12 protein-coding genes and 3 pseudogenes are annotated in these 16,373 nt (G+C 70.0%); 8 read left to right on the top strand and 7 right to left on the bottom strand.

Annotated features, from left to right (window positions below):
- Window positions 1-214: 214 nt before the first annotated feature.
- Window positions 215-1,134: pseudogene (locus OG413_RS35505) on the bottom strand (cupin domain-containing protein).
- 103 nt (window positions 1,135-1,237) lie between these two features.
- Between OG413_RS35505 and OG413_RS35500 the strand changes: the two are divergent.
- On the top strand, window positions 1,238-1,615 hold the full coding sequence (locus OG413_RS35500) for a nuclear transport factor 2 family protein (RefSeq protein WP_103489391.1): 378 nt from the start codon (window positions 1,238-1,240) through the stop codon (window positions 1,613-1,615).
- A gap of 72 nt (window positions 1,616-1,687) precedes the next feature.
- Here the strand turns inward: OG413_RS35500 and OG413_RS35495 are convergent.
- Window positions 1,688-1,959 (bottom strand): annotated as a pseudogene (locus OG413_RS35495) (transposase); the annotation flags it as partial.
- Between the two features lie 73 nt (window positions 1,960-2,032).
- Here OG413_RS35495 and OG413_RS35490 point away from each other — a divergent pair.
- Window positions 2,033-2,835: pseudogene (locus OG413_RS35490) on the top strand (MBL fold metallo-hydrolase); the annotation flags it as partial.
- Between the two features lie 131 nt (window positions 2,836-2,966).
- On the opposite strand, the gene OG413_RS35485 reads toward OG413_RS35490, so the two are convergent.
- On the bottom strand, window positions 2,967-3,332 hold the full coding sequence (locus tag OG413_RS35485; RefSeq protein ID WP_266812710.1) for a darcynin family protein: 366 nt from the start codon (window positions 3,330-3,332) through the stop codon (window positions 2,967-2,969).
- Window positions 3,322-4,239 (bottom strand): NAD(P)H-binding protein, encoded by a 918-nt coding sequence (locus OG413_RS35480; RefSeq protein WP_266812708.1) that lies wholly within the window; start codon window positions 4,237-4,239, stop codon window positions 3,322-3,324. The genes OG413_RS35485 and OG413_RS35480 overlap by 11 nt, the downstream gene beginning before the upstream one ends.
- Window positions 4,240-4,354: 115 nt before the next feature.
- Between OG413_RS35480 and OG413_RS35475 the strand changes: the two genes are divergently transcribed.
- The 3 genes from OG413_RS35475 to OG413_RS35465 all read left to right on the top strand — a co-directional run bounded on the left by OG413_RS35475 (window position 4,355) and on the right by OG413_RS35465 (window position 6,345).
- The gene (locus tag OG413_RS35475; RefSeq protein ID WP_266812707.1) at window positions 4,355-5,305 is read left to right on the top strand and encodes a LysR family transcriptional regulator; all 951 of its coding nucleotides are present in this window, start codon (window positions 4,355-4,357) and stop codon (window positions 5,303-5,305) included.
- Between the two features lie 246 nt (window positions 5,306-5,551).
- Entirely contained in the window at window positions 5,552-6,013 is a 462-nt protein-coding gene (locus OG413_RS35470) for an ATP-binding protein (protein ID WP_266812706.1), read from the top strand.
- Between the two features lie 158 nt (window positions 6,014-6,171).
- Window positions 6,172-6,345, top strand: coding sequence for a hypothetical protein (locus OG413_RS35465; RefSeq protein ID WP_266812705.1), 174 nt, complete (start codon window positions 6,172-6,174; stop codon window positions 6,343-6,345).
- Window positions 6,346-6,385: 40 nt separating this feature from the next.
- Here OG413_RS35465 and OG413_RS35460 read toward each other — a convergent pair whose 3' ends face one another.
- Window positions 6,386-7,777: a sporulation protein gene (locus tag OG413_RS35460; RefSeq protein WP_266812703.1), complete on the bottom strand. Its 1,392-nt coding sequence runs from the start codon at window positions 7,775-7,777 to the stop codon at window positions 6,386-6,388.
- Window positions 7,778-8,080: 303 nt separating this feature from the next.
- On the opposite strand from OG413_RS35460, the gene OG413_RS35455 reads away from it, so the two are divergent.
- Window positions 8,081-9,400 (top strand): UDP-glucose/GDP-mannose dehydrogenase family protein, encoded by a 1,320-nt coding sequence (locus tag OG413_RS35455; RefSeq protein ID WP_266812701.1) that lies wholly within the window; start codon window positions 8,081-8,083, stop codon window positions 9,398-9,400.
- A gap of 50 nt (window positions 9,401-9,450) precedes the next feature.
- On the opposite strand, the gene OG413_RS35450 is transcribed toward OG413_RS35455, so the two are convergent.
- Both OG413_RS35450 and OG413_RS35445 read right to left on the bottom strand, forming a co-directional pair.
- Complete coding sequence (locus tag OG413_RS35450) at window positions 9,451-10,740, bottom strand: MFS transporter (RefSeq protein WP_266812700.1); 1,290 nt, start codon at window positions 10,738-10,740, stop codon at window positions 9,451-9,453.
- A gap of 387 nt (window positions 10,741-11,127) precedes the next feature.
- Entirely contained in the window at window positions 11,128-14,067 is a 2,940-nt protein-coding gene (locus OG413_RS35445; RefSeq protein WP_266813294.1) for a family 16 glycoside hydrolase, read from the bottom strand.
- Between the two features lie 464 nt (window positions 14,068-14,531).
- Here OG413_RS35445 and OG413_RS35440 point away from each other — a divergent pair, with 464 nt between their 5' ends.
- Both OG413_RS35440 and OG413_RS35435 read left to right on the top strand, forming a co-directional pair.
- Window positions 14,532-15,377, top strand: coding sequence for an alpha/beta fold hydrolase (locus OG413_RS35440; protein ID WP_266812699.1), 846 nt, complete (start codon window positions 14,532-14,534; stop codon window positions 15,375-15,377).
- A 146-nt stretch (window positions 15,378-15,523) separates the two neighbouring features.
- Window positions 15,524-16,363 carry a hypothetical protein gene (locus OG413_RS35435; protein ID WP_266812698.1) on the top strand — a complete coding sequence of 280 codons (840 nt, stop codon included), beginning with the start codon at window positions 15,524-15,526 and terminating at the stop codon, window positions 16,361-16,363.
- Window positions 16,364-16,373 lie beyond the last annotated feature (10 nt).

Raw genomic sequence — 16,373 nt, 5'->3', positions numbered from 1 at the left:
CCGTGTCCCGACGCCCGCGTCCCGGGTCCCGAGCTTCGGGGGATGCGCGGGGATGCGTACACACGAAAGAGTGAGGGAGCCGTTCCCGAACCTCGCATCCCGAGCTTCGGGCCCCGAGCGTCGGGCGGTGGTGCCCGATGGCCGCGCCGCAACCACCGTACGACTACGGTTTGTTACGCCCAATGCTTACCGTGCGTACTCGGGTGTCCGCTGCTCAGTCCGGTCGGCCGCCTGCGGTGTGCGCTCGATACCGCCCCGGTGTGGTGCCGAACTCCCCCTCGAAGGCGTGGGAGAGGGCGTACGGGCTGCTGTAGCCGACTCGTCCCGCGATGGTGGCCGGTGTGTCCCGGGTGTCGCGAAGCATGGTGGCGGCAAGGATCACGCGCCACCACGTGCGGCACGCCATCGGGGGGCGCCCGACCAGGGCGGTGAACCGGCGCGCCAGGGTGGGACGGGAGACGCCCGCCTACGCGGCCAGGCGGTTATTGCTCCACGGCGCCGCCGGTTCCGAGCGCAGCGCCCGCAGGGCGGCGGCCGTCACCGGGTCGCCCAGTGCGCCGGGCCAGACTTCGCCGGTGGTCTCGGTCATCCAGGAGCGGATCATGTAGACGAGGAGGAGGTCGAGCAGGTTAGGGAGCGCCACGCAGGAGCCGGGCCGCATCTCGTCCAGCTCACCGGCGAGCAGGTCGGTCGCGGCACGGAGTCCGAGGTGGCTGCCCACTCGGTTGGGAACATGGACGACCTCGGGCAGCTCTGCCATCAGCGGGTGCATGCGGCTGCAGTCGAGCCAGTACTTGCCGCAGAGCATCTCTGTCCCGTCGTGATCGGGCCGGGCTCGCGGCCGTGTCTCCACAAGCCATTGCTCGAAGGGCACCGCCTTCTCCTCGGCCGCCGCCGCGTCGAGGGGAGAATCGGCAATCGCCTGGCCCGTGCCGTGAGGCAGCAGCACCGCGTCACCCACGCCGAGACGTGTGGGGGTGCCGCCGTCGGTCAGCAGCCAGCAACCGCCCTTCAGGACGACGTAGAAGCCCGCGCCGTCGTACGGGTCCAGCCGCGCGCACCAGCTCCCGCTCATCCGCACCCGGTGGGACCAGGGGGCCCGAGGTGCGCGGCAGAGATCGCGTCGCTCACCACGTCCGTCCGTCCAGGTATCCAGTACTGTGACCGGGATGGCCCACCGTGATCGGAAGGCGGCTCGGGGGACGAGCGCACGCGGAACGGCTGGTATTACTGGGGTATGCAGGAAGAGACCGCACGCTCCGCGATCGACACGTTCATCTCCGCGTTCAACGCCTCGGACGACAGCTATGTGACTGACCTGCTTTCCCAGGCCCTGACCTCAGACGTGGTCTTCTGGGGGCCGTTGGGCCGCAGCGAAGGAATCGCGGCGGTCGAGCGGTTCGTGCTGGACATCCGGCGCCACCCGGCGGGGACCGGCACGATGGTGCGCTGCTCAGCGGTGGACATGCCTGACGAGTGGGCCCGGTACCAGTGGGTCTTCACCACGCCGGATGGAGGCCCCCGCCTGGCGGGAACGGACGTCGTCCATCTGCGGCGGAGCCTCATCGACCAGGTCATCGTCTTCGCGGGGGAGATCGAGCCGTCCGCCTCCTGAGCCGTCCTTCCGTCGCTGTCCTTCTCCTGAACTTGCCCCCTTCGGCGCTCGGAGGCTGCGGTTCGCAGTTGGTCAGGCTGCGGTGTTGAGGGGGCGTCCGCCCCGGCGGATGCCCTTTCGCTGCGGATGCGGGCACGTTCCTTGCGTTGGGCGGCGAGTACGTCGGGGTGGCGGGCGTTGGCCGGGGTGAACTGCCGCAGCGGGCCGAAGTGGGCCTCGATCGGGTTGGCCCCGGAAGCGTAGGTCGGGGTGAAGCACAGCTCGACCTTGTTCTTCTTCGCCCAGCGGCGGATGTCCGCCCCGGTGTGGGAGGAGAGGTTGTCCAGGATGATGTGGATCGGCGCCGCCAACACCCTGGCCGCGCTCAAGTCGATCCGCACCACCCGACCCGACGACGCCAGGCTCAGCCACCGCGCCTCCAGGGACTGGCTGGCGCCGGACCACTGGGAGCCGGCCAGTGACGTGGCGGTGCTTGCTCCGCAGAGCTGGGTGCTGTGCGGCGGTGGGCGTACCGTCCTGGTCGACACCGGAGCGGGCAACGGGCGCGAGCGGCCGGGCATGGGATCGTTCCACCACTCTCGGAGTGATTTCTTCGGCCTCCTGGCGAGGGCCGGTGTTCACCCGCAGGATGTCGACGTCGTCGTCAACACCCACCTCCACGTCGATCACGTCGGCTGGAACACCGTCGACGCGGACGGGCAGCGGGTTCGACGTTCCCCAACGCCCAGTACCTCATTCCGGCCACCGACGACTTCCATCACGGTCCGGACGACGCGTACGGGAACGGTGCGCAGGAGGTCGACCGCCTCATCTACGAAGACAGCATCGCGCCCATCCACCAGGCCGGGCAGGACGTGCTGTGGGACGGTCTTCACCGCATCGACGAACACCTCACCCCGGAGTCCGCGCCCGGACACACTCCCGGCTCGTCCGTGCTGCGACTCGCATCCGGGAGCGATCGGGCGGTCTTCGTCGGAGATCTGCTGCACAGCCCGGTGCGGATTCTCGATCCCTGCTGCGACAGCAACGCCTGCCCGGCCCCGGAACAAGCGGTGACCAGTCGCCGTCGGATTCTCAGGCGCGCGGCCGATGAACGGGAACTGCTCGTCCCCGCGCACTTCGGTGGTGCGGGTGCCCTGGAAGTCCGACGGGACGGTGCTGGATTCGTGCTCGGCCCCTGGGCAACAGCCGGCCCGAAGAAGCACACGTCCGCCTTCGAGCGAGCCTCGGGCCCCACCCCGTTCACCGCCCGTGAGGTCTTCGACGAGTCGGCGGACGGCGCGACCGTCGCCACCCGGCTCGGCCCGTGGGAGTCCGCGGGCCGAGCCGGGTGGATGGGCCGGGAGGAACGTCAGGTGGCGAGGGTGGTCACCGGCTCCAGGCCGTAGGTGTGGGCGTAGCCGTTCTCGGTGCCCACGAGCAGGTCCACGACATCGAAGTAGCGGTCCCAGAAGGGTGTTTCGCGCAGTGCGTCGATCAGCAGTCGGTAGGCGTCGTGGTCGTCCGCCTCCCAGACCCAGATGTCGGTGACCCGCGCCGAGTAGAACTCCGTGTCGTAGAAGCGGGAGCGGACGCCGTGGGTGCGGGCCTCGATCACCGGGACGACCTGGGTGGTGAAGGCATGGACGCGTTCGGGCACGGTCATCGCCAGCCACTCGGGCGTGGTCTTCACCAGCATGAACGCGGTGACCGGCGGTTCGGTTCGGTCAGCGGGCATCGACTGCCTCCGGTGCGATGAGAACGGCGGGCTTGAGGGTCTGCGCGCACCACTGCGCGAATCCGGTGGCCGGGCCCGCCTGCGGCGAGCGGTCGACGCCCGAATCCAGGCCCCGGTCCTTGGCGCGCTTCATGTCGACCATGCCCTCGACGAACGCCTCGTTGAGGCCGTGACCGAGCAGGTCGGACCGGAACTCGTCGAGCGGTCGGCGCCGGTAGCGGACCGGACGGCCCAGCTCCTCGGTCATGATGCGGGCCAGGTCGTCGGGCGACAGGTCCTGCGGTCCGAGCACCGGAACGCTGCCGACGCCGGTCCAGGAGCGGTCCAGCAGCAGCCCGGCAGCCGTCGCGGCGATGTCGGCGACGGCCACCAGCGGAGCCGGACGGTCCGCGGCGACGGTGTCGGTGAAGACGCCGTTGTCGCGGATCGAGCCGGCCTCCTCCAGCAGGTTCTCGAAGAAGGACGGGTTGGCCAGGGCGCGGTAGGCGACGCCGGAGTCGGCGATCAGGTCGTCCATGGCCAGGGAGGCGGTGACCAGTCCGGCTTGTGCGGCCTGCGGGGTGCCCCGGCCCAGCGCCGAGACGCCGACGACATGGCCGACGCCGTGGGCGGCGAACGCCCGCGCGGCCGGGCGGGTGAAGCCGCTGTACGCCTCGTCGGGCGTGACCGAGGCATCCGGCGGCACCAGCCAGAAAACGGCGTCGGCCCCGGCGAAGGCGCGCTCGACGGTCGCGGCATCGCCGTGCGAGCCGACGACCACCTCGACCCGTCCGCGCACGGCCTCGGGGAGCCGCGCGGGATCACGGACCACGACGCGCAACTCCTCTCCGTGTGCGGGCGCGGCCTCGACCAGCAGCGACAGCAGCCGTTGGCCGATGTTCCCCGTGGGGGCGGTAATGACGATCATGAAAACCTCGTGGTCTGTGTCGGATCGGTACGGCCCCTTCATCGTGATGACCCCCACCGCATTGCCACAATGGGAACTTCAGCAACCAATCATTGCCCGAAACGGAATAATGCCGATGAGCAGCCCAGTCCCGAACCTCGACGCCAACCTCGACGCCAACCTCGCCGTCGCCCTCGACGCCCTGCTGACCGAGCAGAGCGTCACCCGTGCCGCCGCGCGGCTGCGCACCTCCCCCGCGGCGATGAGCCGCACCCTGGCCCGGCTGCGCCGGGTGCTCCAGGATCCGCTGCTGGTGCGGGCAGGACAGGCGATGGTGCCCACACCCCGCGCCGAGGAGCTGCGGGACGAGGCCGCCGCGGTGGTGCGCCGACTGGAGGCATTGCTCACCCCGAGCGGCGGGATCGACCCCGCCGCACTGCGGCGCACCTTCACCGTCCAGGCCTCGGACCTGGTCGGCGCGGCGCTGGCGCCGGGACTGCTCGGGCTGGCCCGCCGCCGGGCGCCGGGCGTCTCGCTGCGGGTGCTGGCCGAGGAGTGGGAGGCGGGCCCCGCACTGCGCGAAGGCCGGATCGATCTGGAGATCGGGGCCATCGACCACGTCGACCCGGAGACCCGCGTCGAAGAGCTGGTCACGCTGCGGATGGCGGCGGGCGTCAGGGCCGGGCACCCGCTCGCCGAAGGAACGCTGACGCCCGCCGGGCTGGCCGCGGCCGAGCACGTGGTGGTCAGCCGCCGGGGACGCTTCACCGGCCCGCTGGACGCGGCCCTGGCCGAGCAGGGGCTCAGCAGAAAGGTCAGCGCCGTCCTGCCCGGACATCTGGCGGCGATGGCGCTGGCCGCAGCTGGTGACATGGTCTGCCTGGTGCCGACCGCGCTGCCCGGCGAGCCCCCCTCACCCCTCAACGACGCGGCGCACGCGCTGGGACTGCGCCTGCTGGACATCCCGCTGCCGCTCCCACCACTGACGATGGGCATGGCCTGGCACCCCCGCCACACCGCCGACGGGGCCCACCAGTGGCTGCGTGGCGCCGTACGCCGGGTACTCCGTCCGGCCCGGGAGGAATAGAGAACAGGACCACGGCGCGGGTCCGCGCATGCCCTGGCGCCCGGACATGTGCCCGGCCTCGACCCGGCGCCCGGACACGGGCCCGGCCGGACCGTGGCCGGAAGCGCGGCGGCGTCGAAGGGTCTCCCGGGCGTGCCCGTACGCCGTCATCCGCCGCTCGGTGTACCGCGGCCGTACTCGTACGCCGACCTCGCGTACGCCCTTCCGATCTGGTGATGCAGGACGCGGCGGCGTCACGCTCGTCGCATGGAAGCAGCCCCGACCACCCCCCACTCGGTGACCGCTCGCGAGTTCACCCAGCGCTTCAGCTCCACCCCGCGAGGAGCCCGCCTGGCCCGGCGCCTGGCCCTTGAGGCGCTGGACAGTTGGGGCATCCCGTACGCCGGTGACGTATCCGACACCGCGGCCCTGCTGGTCGCCGAGCTGGCGGCCAACGCCGCGACACACGGCCGCGTGCCCGGCCGCGACTTCGAGGTGACCCTGATCCTCACCTCGTCCGGGCCCGCTCGCGGCACGCTGCGGATCGAGGTCTCCGACACCCGGGGCGAACGCCGCCCACCCGGCCCCGGACACCTCGCGTCGCCCTCGGCCGACGCCAACACGGGCCGAGGGCTGATCCTGGTCGAGGCGCTGGCCGACCGGTGGGAGGTGATCGACCGCGTCCCGCCCGGCAAGACGGTCCGCGCGGAACTGGACCTGCTGTACTGACGCCCGTTGCCCGTTGCCCGTTCCCTGTTCCGCGTTGCCTGTTGCCTGTTGCCTGTTGCCCGTTCCCCGTTCCCCGTTCCCTGTGGCCCGTGACCGTGCGGGCCCTGTCAGACTGGTCCCCGGATCAGGCGCAGACAGGGAATGAGGAGGTCGCGGCCATGGTCGGTGACCAGCGGGACAGCCGGGCCGGACTGACGGTTCCGGTTCCGGTTCCGGAGTACGTTCAGGGGCGTCGGCTGGGACGACGTACCACGGGCCCTCTCGGCTGGGCCCTGATCGCCCTCGCCATGCTCACGCTCCTGGTACTGGCACCGCTGTTCGGCGCGGGCTGACCGACCCCTGAGGCGCCGACCGCAATCGAGGTCACGTCGGTCAGGCGGCGGACCCGAGTTCCTTGTGCGTTCGCCGTACGAACTCGACAACGACGGGCTCACGGCGCCAGGGGTCGAGGGCGGCCGTGAACTCGCGGACGTAGTCGAGTGCGCGGCTGGACCGGACGCGGGCGAGGATGTCGACGGATCGGTTGCCGAGTTCGATGCCGTGGTCGAGGTCCCGGGCCTGAAGGTGCGCGGTCGCGACGATGGAGAGACGCATGCCGACGGACCGGGTGAAGGTCCCGGGCGGCATCGCGGCAGCCTGACCGTTCCAGGCGAGGGAAGCCTTGGGGTTCTTGAGGTCCCGGAAGATCTCGGCGGCATCGGCGGACAGGCGGGAGTGCGCGTAGAAGTCGATCCACGCGGGCTCGTCTCCGCTGTCCCTCTTTGCCCGCGTCAACAGGTCCTCGGAGGCGGCCAGGGCACGCGAGGCGGCCCGCGGGTCGCGTGCGCGGGCGTGCGCGCGGGCCTCGATCAGCCTGGTGAACGCCAGCACCCTCGGTGCCGCCCGGCCTTTCGCCCGGTTGAAGGCACCCTGGGCCATGTCCACGGCCTCGGACACGAACCCGCGCATGAGGGACTGCAGAGCCATGGTCGTCAGCACATAGCAGCCCAGCTGAACGTCCCCGCCGGCGCGGGCGAGGCGGAGGGCCTGGATGAAATGCCGCTGAGCGGCCTCATGCCGACCGACATCGAACGCCGTCCAGCCCGCCAGCCGCGACAACTCCGCTGCTACGGAGAACAGTTCGCGTCCGATTTCGTCGGAGAAGGAGCCGCTCAGCAGCGGGGCCGCCCGGTGGTCGAGGCAGTCGGTCACCGAGTTGGCCTTCCAGCTTCCGCCGCCGTACTTGGAGTCCCACCGCCTCGCGTCATCGGCGGCCTCACGCAGCTCGTCGAGATCGGCGCGGCCGACCTGCTTTCCACCGTGATGACCGGCGGTCTCGTCCGCCGGAGTGATGAGCCAGCGGGTGACGGGCGTAGTGAAGGCGGAGGCGGCGAAGCCGGATCCTGCGAGGAAGTCGCGGCGGTTCACGGAACTCCAGAACGAAGTGGCGACGCGGACGGCGTCGGCGGGGTCTCGCGGAAAATCCAACCCCACATCCGTGTCGATTGTCTCCGCCTCGCGCATACCGATGTCCGCAAGGCTGACGGGCCGCCCCAGCCTCTCGGCGATGGCCTGCGCCAAGAACCTCGGTACGGGCCACTTCGGCGTCATCCCACGGCGGCACCAGTTGGCCACGGAGGTGTGCGAGTAATCCGTATCCAACCCGTCGGCGTGGGCCAGTTGGTTGATGCGCAGAGCCAGGGACTTGTGGCTCGCGCCGCAGGCTTCGATGAGCCGGGCCAGGTCCGTATGGGGCGGACGGGCCCGGCGGACGGTCGATGCCACGACCTTCTCCCTTGCGGTGTGCCGGTGTGCCGGTGTGCCGGTGTGCCGGTTGCGGAACGCGAGGAATCGGTGCCGCGCCGGAGCGCTCGGTCGCACTTCGGCGGGCGACGAGATGCGTACGCGTTCCGCATGGTGGGTCACCGAGGCTATGGCCTCGTAGCCGCCGATGAACCGCGACCGCGAGTTGTGAGCCCCCCTGCGAGCCCTGCCGCGTACTGCTTCCGGCGGCTGTGATCAAGGCCCGGACCCCTGCGGAACGGGGCCGATCACCTCTTTTTTCTTTCTTGAAGGGACACCTGCTCCATGAAGCTCACTGTCGTCGGTTGCGGATACCTCGGTGCCACCCACGCCGCCTGCATGGCCGAACTCGGCCACGAAGTCCTCGGTGTGGATTCCGACATGGACAAGGTCGCTGTCCTCAACTCCGGCAGGGCCCCGTTCTTCGAACGCGATCTCGACGGCCTGCTGGCCGAGCACACCCGGAGCGGCAGGTTGCGGTTCACGGGGTCCTACGCGGAGGCGGCTGCCTTCGGCGACCTGCACTTCATCGGCGTCGGCACCCCTCAGCAGCCCGGCGGGCACGCCTACGACCTCACTCATCTCTTCTCTGCGATCCGTCAACTCGCCGCCCATCTGACGGGCCCGGCCGTGGTCGCGGTGAAATCCACTGTCCCCGTCGGCACCGCACCCCGCGTGCGTGACCTTCTGCGCGATCTCTCGCCCGCGGGGGACGCCATCGAGGTGGCCTGGAACCCGGAGTTCCTGCGTGAGTCGCACGCTGTCGAGGACACCCTCCGCCCTGACCGGCTGGTCCTGGGATTCGACGCCGCGCACTCCTGGGCGGAGGCCGTACTGCGGCAGTGCTTCACGAGGATCATCGAAGCGGGGACGCCGACCCTCGTCACCGACTGGGCCACCGCCGAACTGGCGAAGGCATCCGCGAACGCCTTTCTCGCGACGAAGATCTCGTTCATCAACGCGATGGCCGAGGTCTGCGAGGCCGCAGGCGCCGATGTCGGCCGGCTCGCCGACATCCTCGGCCAGGACGTCCGCATCGGCCGTCACGGCATGTCGCCCGGCCTGGGCTTCGGTGGCGGCTGCCTGCCCAAGGACGTCCGCGGCTTCGTGACATGTGCGGACGAGCTCGGCGTCGGCCGGGCCCTGACCATCCTCCGAGAGGTCGACGCGATCAATGACCGGTGCCGCGAGCACATGGTCGCCCTGGCCCGCGAACAGTGCGGCGGCGACGTCGGCGGAAAGCGGATCACCGTATGGGGTGCCGCCTTCAAGCCCGGGACCGACGACATCCGCGACTCGCCCGCCCTCGCCGTGGCCCAGAAGCTCCACGAGCTCGGCGCAACCGTCACCGTCGCCGACCCCAAGGCCCTGGACAACGCTCGCAAGCTCCACCCCGAACTCGACTACGCGGACGACCCGGTCGCCGCCGCTCAGGACGCAGACCTTCTGCTGCACCTGACCGAATGGCCGCAGTTCGCCCACATCGCCCCGCGTCCGCTGGCCTCCCGCGTCACCACCGCGAAGGTCATCGACGGGCGCGGCACCCTCGATGCCGACGACTGGCGCGAGGCCGGGTGGACCGTTCGTACTTTCGGGCGGCCGTGAACCGGGTGCTTCCCCTGTGGGGATAGCTACGGCGATGGCTATGGCGAGGGCTATGGCGACGGCTCGCCCCGGGATGCCGTTCCGTGTGGCGTCGGTAGTTCCTTGCCCAGGCGGGCGAGGGGGGAGAAGGCCATCAGCAGGGGGGACGTGAACAGCCCGGTCGCGGTCAGCAGCAGGCCCGTGCGCAATCCCCACCGGGCGGCCAGAAAGCCGCCGAGCAGTGAGCCGAGCGGGGTCAGCCCCATGCCGACGAAATCGATCGTCGCGACGACGCGTCCCTGCATCCGGATGGGCGTGATGGACTGCCGGACGGCCGTGACCATGACATCGACCAGCTGACTGAACACGCCGAACACGAAGTTGACCGTCATGAGCAGAGAGACCGTCGCGGGATCCGAGCCGCTCAGCGCGGGTACGCACAGCATCACGCCATCGCCGAGCGCGGCCGAGGAGACCAGCACCACGCCGTAGCCGAACTTCCGCGGCAGTCTGGCGGCCAGGACCGAACCCATGAGCGCACCCGGTCCCATCGCCGCGAGCACCAGGCCCACGGCCGATCCCGGCAGGTGCAGCGTGTGGGACAGGAAGAGCGGATAGACCGTCATCAGGCCCGCGAAGAAGAACTGGAAACTCGCCGAGCACACGCCCACGGTCCGCAACGAGGCGTCTTTGTAGACGAATTGGAGGCCCTCCTGGATCTGCCGTCCTACGCGCGCGGGTCGCTCGATGTCTTGAGGCAGGGGTTCGGGTCGCCGGATCCGCCTGATCGAGAGGAACGACAGGGCGAAGAAGAACGTGCTCGCCAGGACGGCGACCGGTGCCGAGATCAGTGACACCATCGCGCCGCCGAGCGCGGGACCGCCGATCTGTGCTGCCGATCTGCTGCCCTCAAGCGCGCTGTTGCCCTGCATCAACTGATCGCGTTCCACCAGGCGTACGAGCGAGGCCTGGTAGGCCACATCGAAGAACACCGTGAGTACGCCGACGAGGAACGCGACGATGAGCAGCATCGGAATCCCGAGCACGCCCAGCAGCCAGGCGACCGGAATGGCGGCGGGCAGGACCGCGCGGCCGAAGTCGGCCCACACCATCACGTCGCGGGACCGTCGGCGGTCCACCCACACGCCGACGAAGAGCGAGAACAGCAGGATCGGCACCTGCTGCACCGCGCGCAGGGCACCGAGTTGCCCGGCGTCGGCGTTGAGCGCCACCACGGCGACGAGCGGCAGAATGACCTGGGCGGCTTGCGCTCCGAGCTGTGAGGCGGTCTGGCCCGCCCAGAGTCTGCGGAAGTCGGCGTCACGCCACAGGCCGGGGCGGGCAGGTGAGTCGGACGGCATAGGTACAGGCGTGGGCACGGGCACAGGGGACCCCTTGAGCTGCTGAGAGCTGAACGAAGAAGCCCGCCACTCGGCGCACGCCGGATGGGCCCGTGTACGCACGCCGGTACGTGGGGCGGGGAAGGTTCGCTGTGCCGCAGATCAAGGGCAGCACGCGATGACAGGCCGGTCGCGGCCTACAGCGTCAACGCGCGCTCGGGTAACCGGGCATCTCAGCTCCTCGGGGCCATGCTCTGTTCCGCTCCGCAGGCTACCCAGCGGCCGTGCGGGGCGGAAGGCATTGACGGCGACGGCCCGTCACCCGTGAAATGTCACGTGTGACGGGCCTGGCGGGGCGTCACACGTGACATTTCAGGTGTGACGGATCTGGCGGGGCGTGCCGCAGGGTTACGTCAGCGGCTCAACCCAGACGTTGCGGTAGCGCACCTTGCTGCCGTGGTCCTGGAGGCGGATCGCCCCCGCCGTCGGACCCTCGGCCGCGCCGCCGCCCGTCGTCCCGTCGATCGCCACGTCGTCGTGGACCTTCTTGCCGTTCCACACCACGGTGACGCGGGCGTCGGCGGTCTTCCTGCCCTCCGCGTCGAAACGGGCCGCGCGGAAGGCGATGTCGTACGTCTGCCAGGTCTCCGGCGCCGTCGCGGCGTTCACGTCCGGGGCCTTCTTCGTGTAGATCGCCCCGGCCTCGTTGTCGGCGAGCGTGGTGTCACCGTACGAGTCGAGGATCTGGACCTCGTACCGCTCCTGGAGGTACACGCCGCTGTTGGCGCGGTTCTGGCCGGTCACGTCCGGCGGGAGGTTCGGGAGCCAGAATTCGACGTGTGCCCTGAAGTCCTGGAAACCCTGCTTCGTGCGGATGTCGCCGCCGGAGACCTCCATCGAACCGTCACCGGTCACCGGCCACCCCGCCGCCCGGCCGTCCGGGTGCTGCCAGGCCGCCTGGCTCGATCCGTCGAACAGGGGGACGCGGGCGCCCTTGGGATGGACGGTGATCAGGTCGAGGTTGACATGGCCGGTGTCGCCGCCGTCGTACCGGTAGGTGACGGTGTTCGTTCCGGCGCGCAGGGGCAGCGGTTCGTTCCGCGTCGACCAGGTGTCCCAGTCGACGGTGGACAGCAGGCTCGTCTGCCGGACCTTGGCGCCGTTGACGTACACGCTCAGGCTCTTGGTGCCGGTGAACGGGTTCGGCCCGTTGGAGTAGCGCAGGCCGACGTCGTACGTCCCCGCCTTCGCCGCGCCGACCTCGAAGGTGGTCGACGCGCCCTCGGCGCCGAACTTGTCGACGAATCCGCTGCCGGAGTAGCCGGGGTGGTCGGTGTTGAAGCCCGCCCCGCCCGTCAGCGTCGCCTCCTCCGCCTCGTACTGGGTGGCCGGGGGCTGCTTGCCGGGGAGGGAGTTGAGCGTGTACCACGCCTCCGTGCTCCACAGGGGCTCGCCGCTCGCCGAGCTGAAGGGGCGCGGGGAGCGTACGTGCACCACGCGGTTCGCCTTCAGGCCGGGGATGTCGAGGGTGACCTTCTTGCGGTCCGGCGACAGCGTGGCCGACCGTACGGACAGGGTTTCCTCGCCCGCCTTGGGACCGCCGTAACTCGGGGTCGGTACGTAGTGCCACTGCTGGACCCGGTAGCTCTGGGCCAGCTTGGCCGCCGTCTCCGCCGAGAGCGGCTGGGTGTACTCCAGCTCGAACCCGCCCGGCTTCGCCCGCATCGCCAGGATGTCGAACGCCTTGTCGCCGCTGGGCGAGAGCTTCTGGAGCCCGTACGTCAGCTTGCCCTCCTGGCCCCAGTTGCCGCCCGCGCCCAGGCCACCGGCGTAGATCGCGCCGTCCGGGCCCATGCTGATCCGGTTCACTCCGGCTTCCAGGCCCTGGGTGAAGCGGAAGACCGCGCCCTGGTACTCGCCCTTGACCTTCTCCAGGTACGCGCGCTGGATACCTCCGTACGTCACGTCACCGAAGAGCATCTGCCCGGCGAACCTGCCCTTGGTCAGCTGGAGCGGGGTGCTGGGCGAGTTCGCTATCTCGTTCTGCGGCAGCCACAGCACCGGCTTGGTCACCGGCTTCGCGTCGAACGGGCCGTCCGGGTTCGTGTAGTGGTTGAAGAAGCGGTCCTGCTTGATGTGCAGGAGCTTCGACGACGGCAGCCAGCCGCCCTGGTTGTCCAGGACGAACATGTCACCCTTCGGCCCCCACCCGATGCCGTTCGGGGTGCGCAGGCCACCGGCGATGTATGACACCTCACCGGTCTTCCGGTTCACCTTGATCGTGGAGCCGCGGTTCTTCGCGGGCTGCGGATCGGTGGTCGCGCCGCCGTAGTTGATGGCGACCGACAGGTTGAGGTAGAAGAAGCCCTTCTTGTACAGCAGTCCGAAGGCGAACTCGTGGAAGTTTCCGCCGTAGGGCCAGGTCGCGACGGTCCGCTGCTTGTCGATGAGGTCGTCGCCGTCGGTGTCGCTCAGCTCGGTCAGCTCATGCTTCTGGGACACGTACAGCTTGCCGTCGACGGCCTTGATGCCCATCGGCTCCTTGAGGCCGCCGATGATCTTCTTGGTCGTCACCCTGCCGGGATCGGTGTTCCCCCGCACGTTGTCGAGAAGATGGACCTCGCCCGCGGTGTTGTTGCTGCCGCCCCAGGTGGTGACGGCCAGCCGGCCGTCCGGCAGCCAGTCCATCGCGGTGACCTGCGGCTCGAAGCCCGGGGGACGGAGATCGGTGAGCGCGTAGTCCGGGTGCACCGCGTTCAGGGGCAGGCCGTCGCCCGGCGAGTCGAGGACGCCCTCGCACTCCTTGCGGCCCGGCGCCGTGACCCGTACGACGTCGGCGTCCGTGCTCAGTACCGAGTTCGGTACGACCGCGAAGTCCGAGGCGCCCGGAGGCTTCCACGCCAGGGTGATCTGCTGACCACCGGTGCGGTCGAAGTGATCGATGCGCAGCGAGTGGTAGCCCGCCTCCAGGGTGACCGTGCCGTCCTTGGGGTCCGCGCCGTGCAGACCGTCGTGATCGATGACCGGGCTGCCGTCGATGAGCAGCCGTGATCCGTCGTCGCTGGTCAGCCGGAAGGTGTACGCGCCGGTCTGCGGGACGTCGATGTTGCCGGTCACCTGGGTGACGAAGCGGTCCTCGAAGCCGAAGTCCCCGGCCGCACTCCAGTCGATCGTGGGCATCAGCTTGTCGACGTTCGGGGTCTGCCCGGTCTTGATGTCGCACAACTTGCTGAGCGGCACCTGTACGTCGAAGACGCGCAGTGTGACACCGGGTTCCTGCGGCGGGATCTCGGCCGGGACCGCAGGTTCGGCGGCGGCCGGTGACACGTCGGCGGTCACCGGTGGCATGTCACGGGCGGTCGATGACACGTCAGGCGCGACCGGTGACATGTCACCGGCGCTCGATTCACCGGTGCTCGATGACATGTCAGCCGCGGTCGATGACACGCCACCGGTGGCCGATGGCCCGTCGGCGGCGGCGGGCGACGAGGCGAAGCCGCCGACGAGGAACGAGAGGACGAGCAGCCCCGCCAGGCGACTGCGCAAGCGGTGGTACAGCCGTGGATTCATCCTGCCTCCTGGCCCCCCGGGACGAGGAGCGTGTAGTGGCGATGGGTGCGGGTCACCCGTGAGCGTCCGGGTGATCGTTCGATCAGTGCGTTCCTGTGGCGCCGTACCTGAGCGAAACTCCGACGGTTGCGCCGGACAGAGTAGGAGGCTTCTGCTCGTGCCGTCCATGCTTTGTCACCACAGTGTTCAAAGTCCGGGGTGGGGAAGTGCCGGGAGGGGAGCGGAGGCCCTAGGTTGAGGCCATGACCGAAGTGCTGCTTTCCGCGGGTGTGGTGGAGTACGAGGACACGGGTGGCGACGGGCCGGTGGTGGTCCTTCTGCACGGCGTCGCCATGGACGGCTCGCTGTGGCGCCATGTCGTCGGCGAACTCCGCTCCGGCTTCCGGTGCATCGTGCCGACCCTCCCGCTCGGCGGTCACCGTCGGCCCATGCGCACCGATGCCGACCTGTCGGTCCTCGGGGTGGCCCGGATCGTCGCGGAGTTCCTCGACGCACTCGAACTCCAGGACGTCACCCTGGTCATGAGCGACTGGGGCGGGGCACAGGCCCTCGTCGCGGACGGACGGGACCGGCGGATCGGGAAGCTGGTGATCACGTCGTGCGAGGCGTTCGACAACTTCCCGCCCGGACTGCCCGGCGGCAATCTGTACGCCGCGGCCAAGGTGCCCGGAGGTCTGATGGCCGCCTTCGCCCTGCTGAAACTCAAGCCGATGCGACGGCTGCCCGTCACCTGGGGTTGGATGAGCAAGCGGCCCGTTCCGCATGAGGTGATGGACGCCTGGTTCCGGCCGTTGTGGTCGTCGCGGGAGATCCGGCGCGACCTGCGCACCTACGTCCTCGGAGTGCCACCGAAGACGGAACTCCTGCGTTGGGCCGAGAAGTTGCGCACGTTCGACCGGCCCGCCCTCGTCGTATGGGCGGCCGAGGACAAGGTCATGCCACCGGAGCACGGGCGTCGGCTGGCGAACCTCCTTCCGAAGGGGAGGCTGGTGGAGGTGGCCGACAGCTACACGCTCATTCCGGAGGATCAGCCCGTCGTACTCGCCGCGCACATCCGGACTTTCCTGGAGGGTGACGGCGGGGCGTGAACGCCGTCACGGCTCCGGATCCGCCCTGTCTCCGTAACGTTCCTGTCCCCGAGTCCTGATGGTGCAACAGTTCGGTACCACCCCGGACGACGCTGCCACGCGATCGTATGATCGCTGCGGTGTCGATGAGGTGAGGGTGGTAACTCGTGCTATTTCACGGGCCGTTACACGGATTCCGGTACGGAGCTCCCCTGCTGCTTCTGCCCCTGCTGCTGGCAGGGTGCTCCGGCGGTGGCGACCCCGAGGGAGACGCGCGGGGGCAGGGCTCACCCGGCGTACCGGCACCCGGATCACCGTCCGCGCCCTCATCCGACCCCGACCCCGACCCCGCGCCCTCATCCGCACTCGTCGACGCCGACCCCGCCAGGCTGCCGAAGAACCGGAGCGCCGCCCTCGCCCTCATCGGCAAGGTCATCGCCGAGCCCGACAGCTTCGGCCCCGGGGTGGTGAAGCGGAGCCCGTACGAGAGCGACCCGGCCACCTGGCCCGTCCTGGGGACCGACTGCGTCTGGGCGCGGCAGAAGCCCGCGGGCAACGTCCTGGCCACCGTCACCCGCAATTTCGAGGTGCCCGCGGTGAAGGGCAGGGGCCCGGTCCGGCTGGCGGCCGTCGTCACCGTGCACCGGACCCGTCAGGACGCGCGGTGGGAGATGGCCGAGTCGCTGGAGGAGACGATGCGCTGCCCCACTCAGCAGTTGCGGCAAGGGGAACTCATCGGCTCGATGATCTCCGCCGCGCTGCTCCAGGGCGAGAGCGCGCAGAGCAACTCCGAGGACGCGCTGAACGAGACGGGACAGTTCCGGAGCGAGGAGCTCGGCGGTCCGTACCCCTACGCCTGGCAGCAGGCGCAGACCCTTCAGTTCACCGTCGCCGTGACCGGCAAGGGGGCGAAGGGGCGTACGGAGAAGGAGCTCGGCGACCTGGTCGCCCAGGCGCAGGGCGCCATGCTGGTCCGGCTCCAATCCGCCGTCGAGAAGCAGAGCTGAGGCACCCCTG

The organism is Streptomyces sp. NBC_01433, assembly GCF_026340105.1.
Taxonomy (GTDB): Bacteria; Actinomycetota; Actinomycetes; order Streptomycetales; family Streptomycetaceae; genus Streptomyces.
The sequence above is the reverse complement of the archived record's forward strand: the minus strand, read 5'-3'. Positions and strand labels throughout refer to the sequence as shown.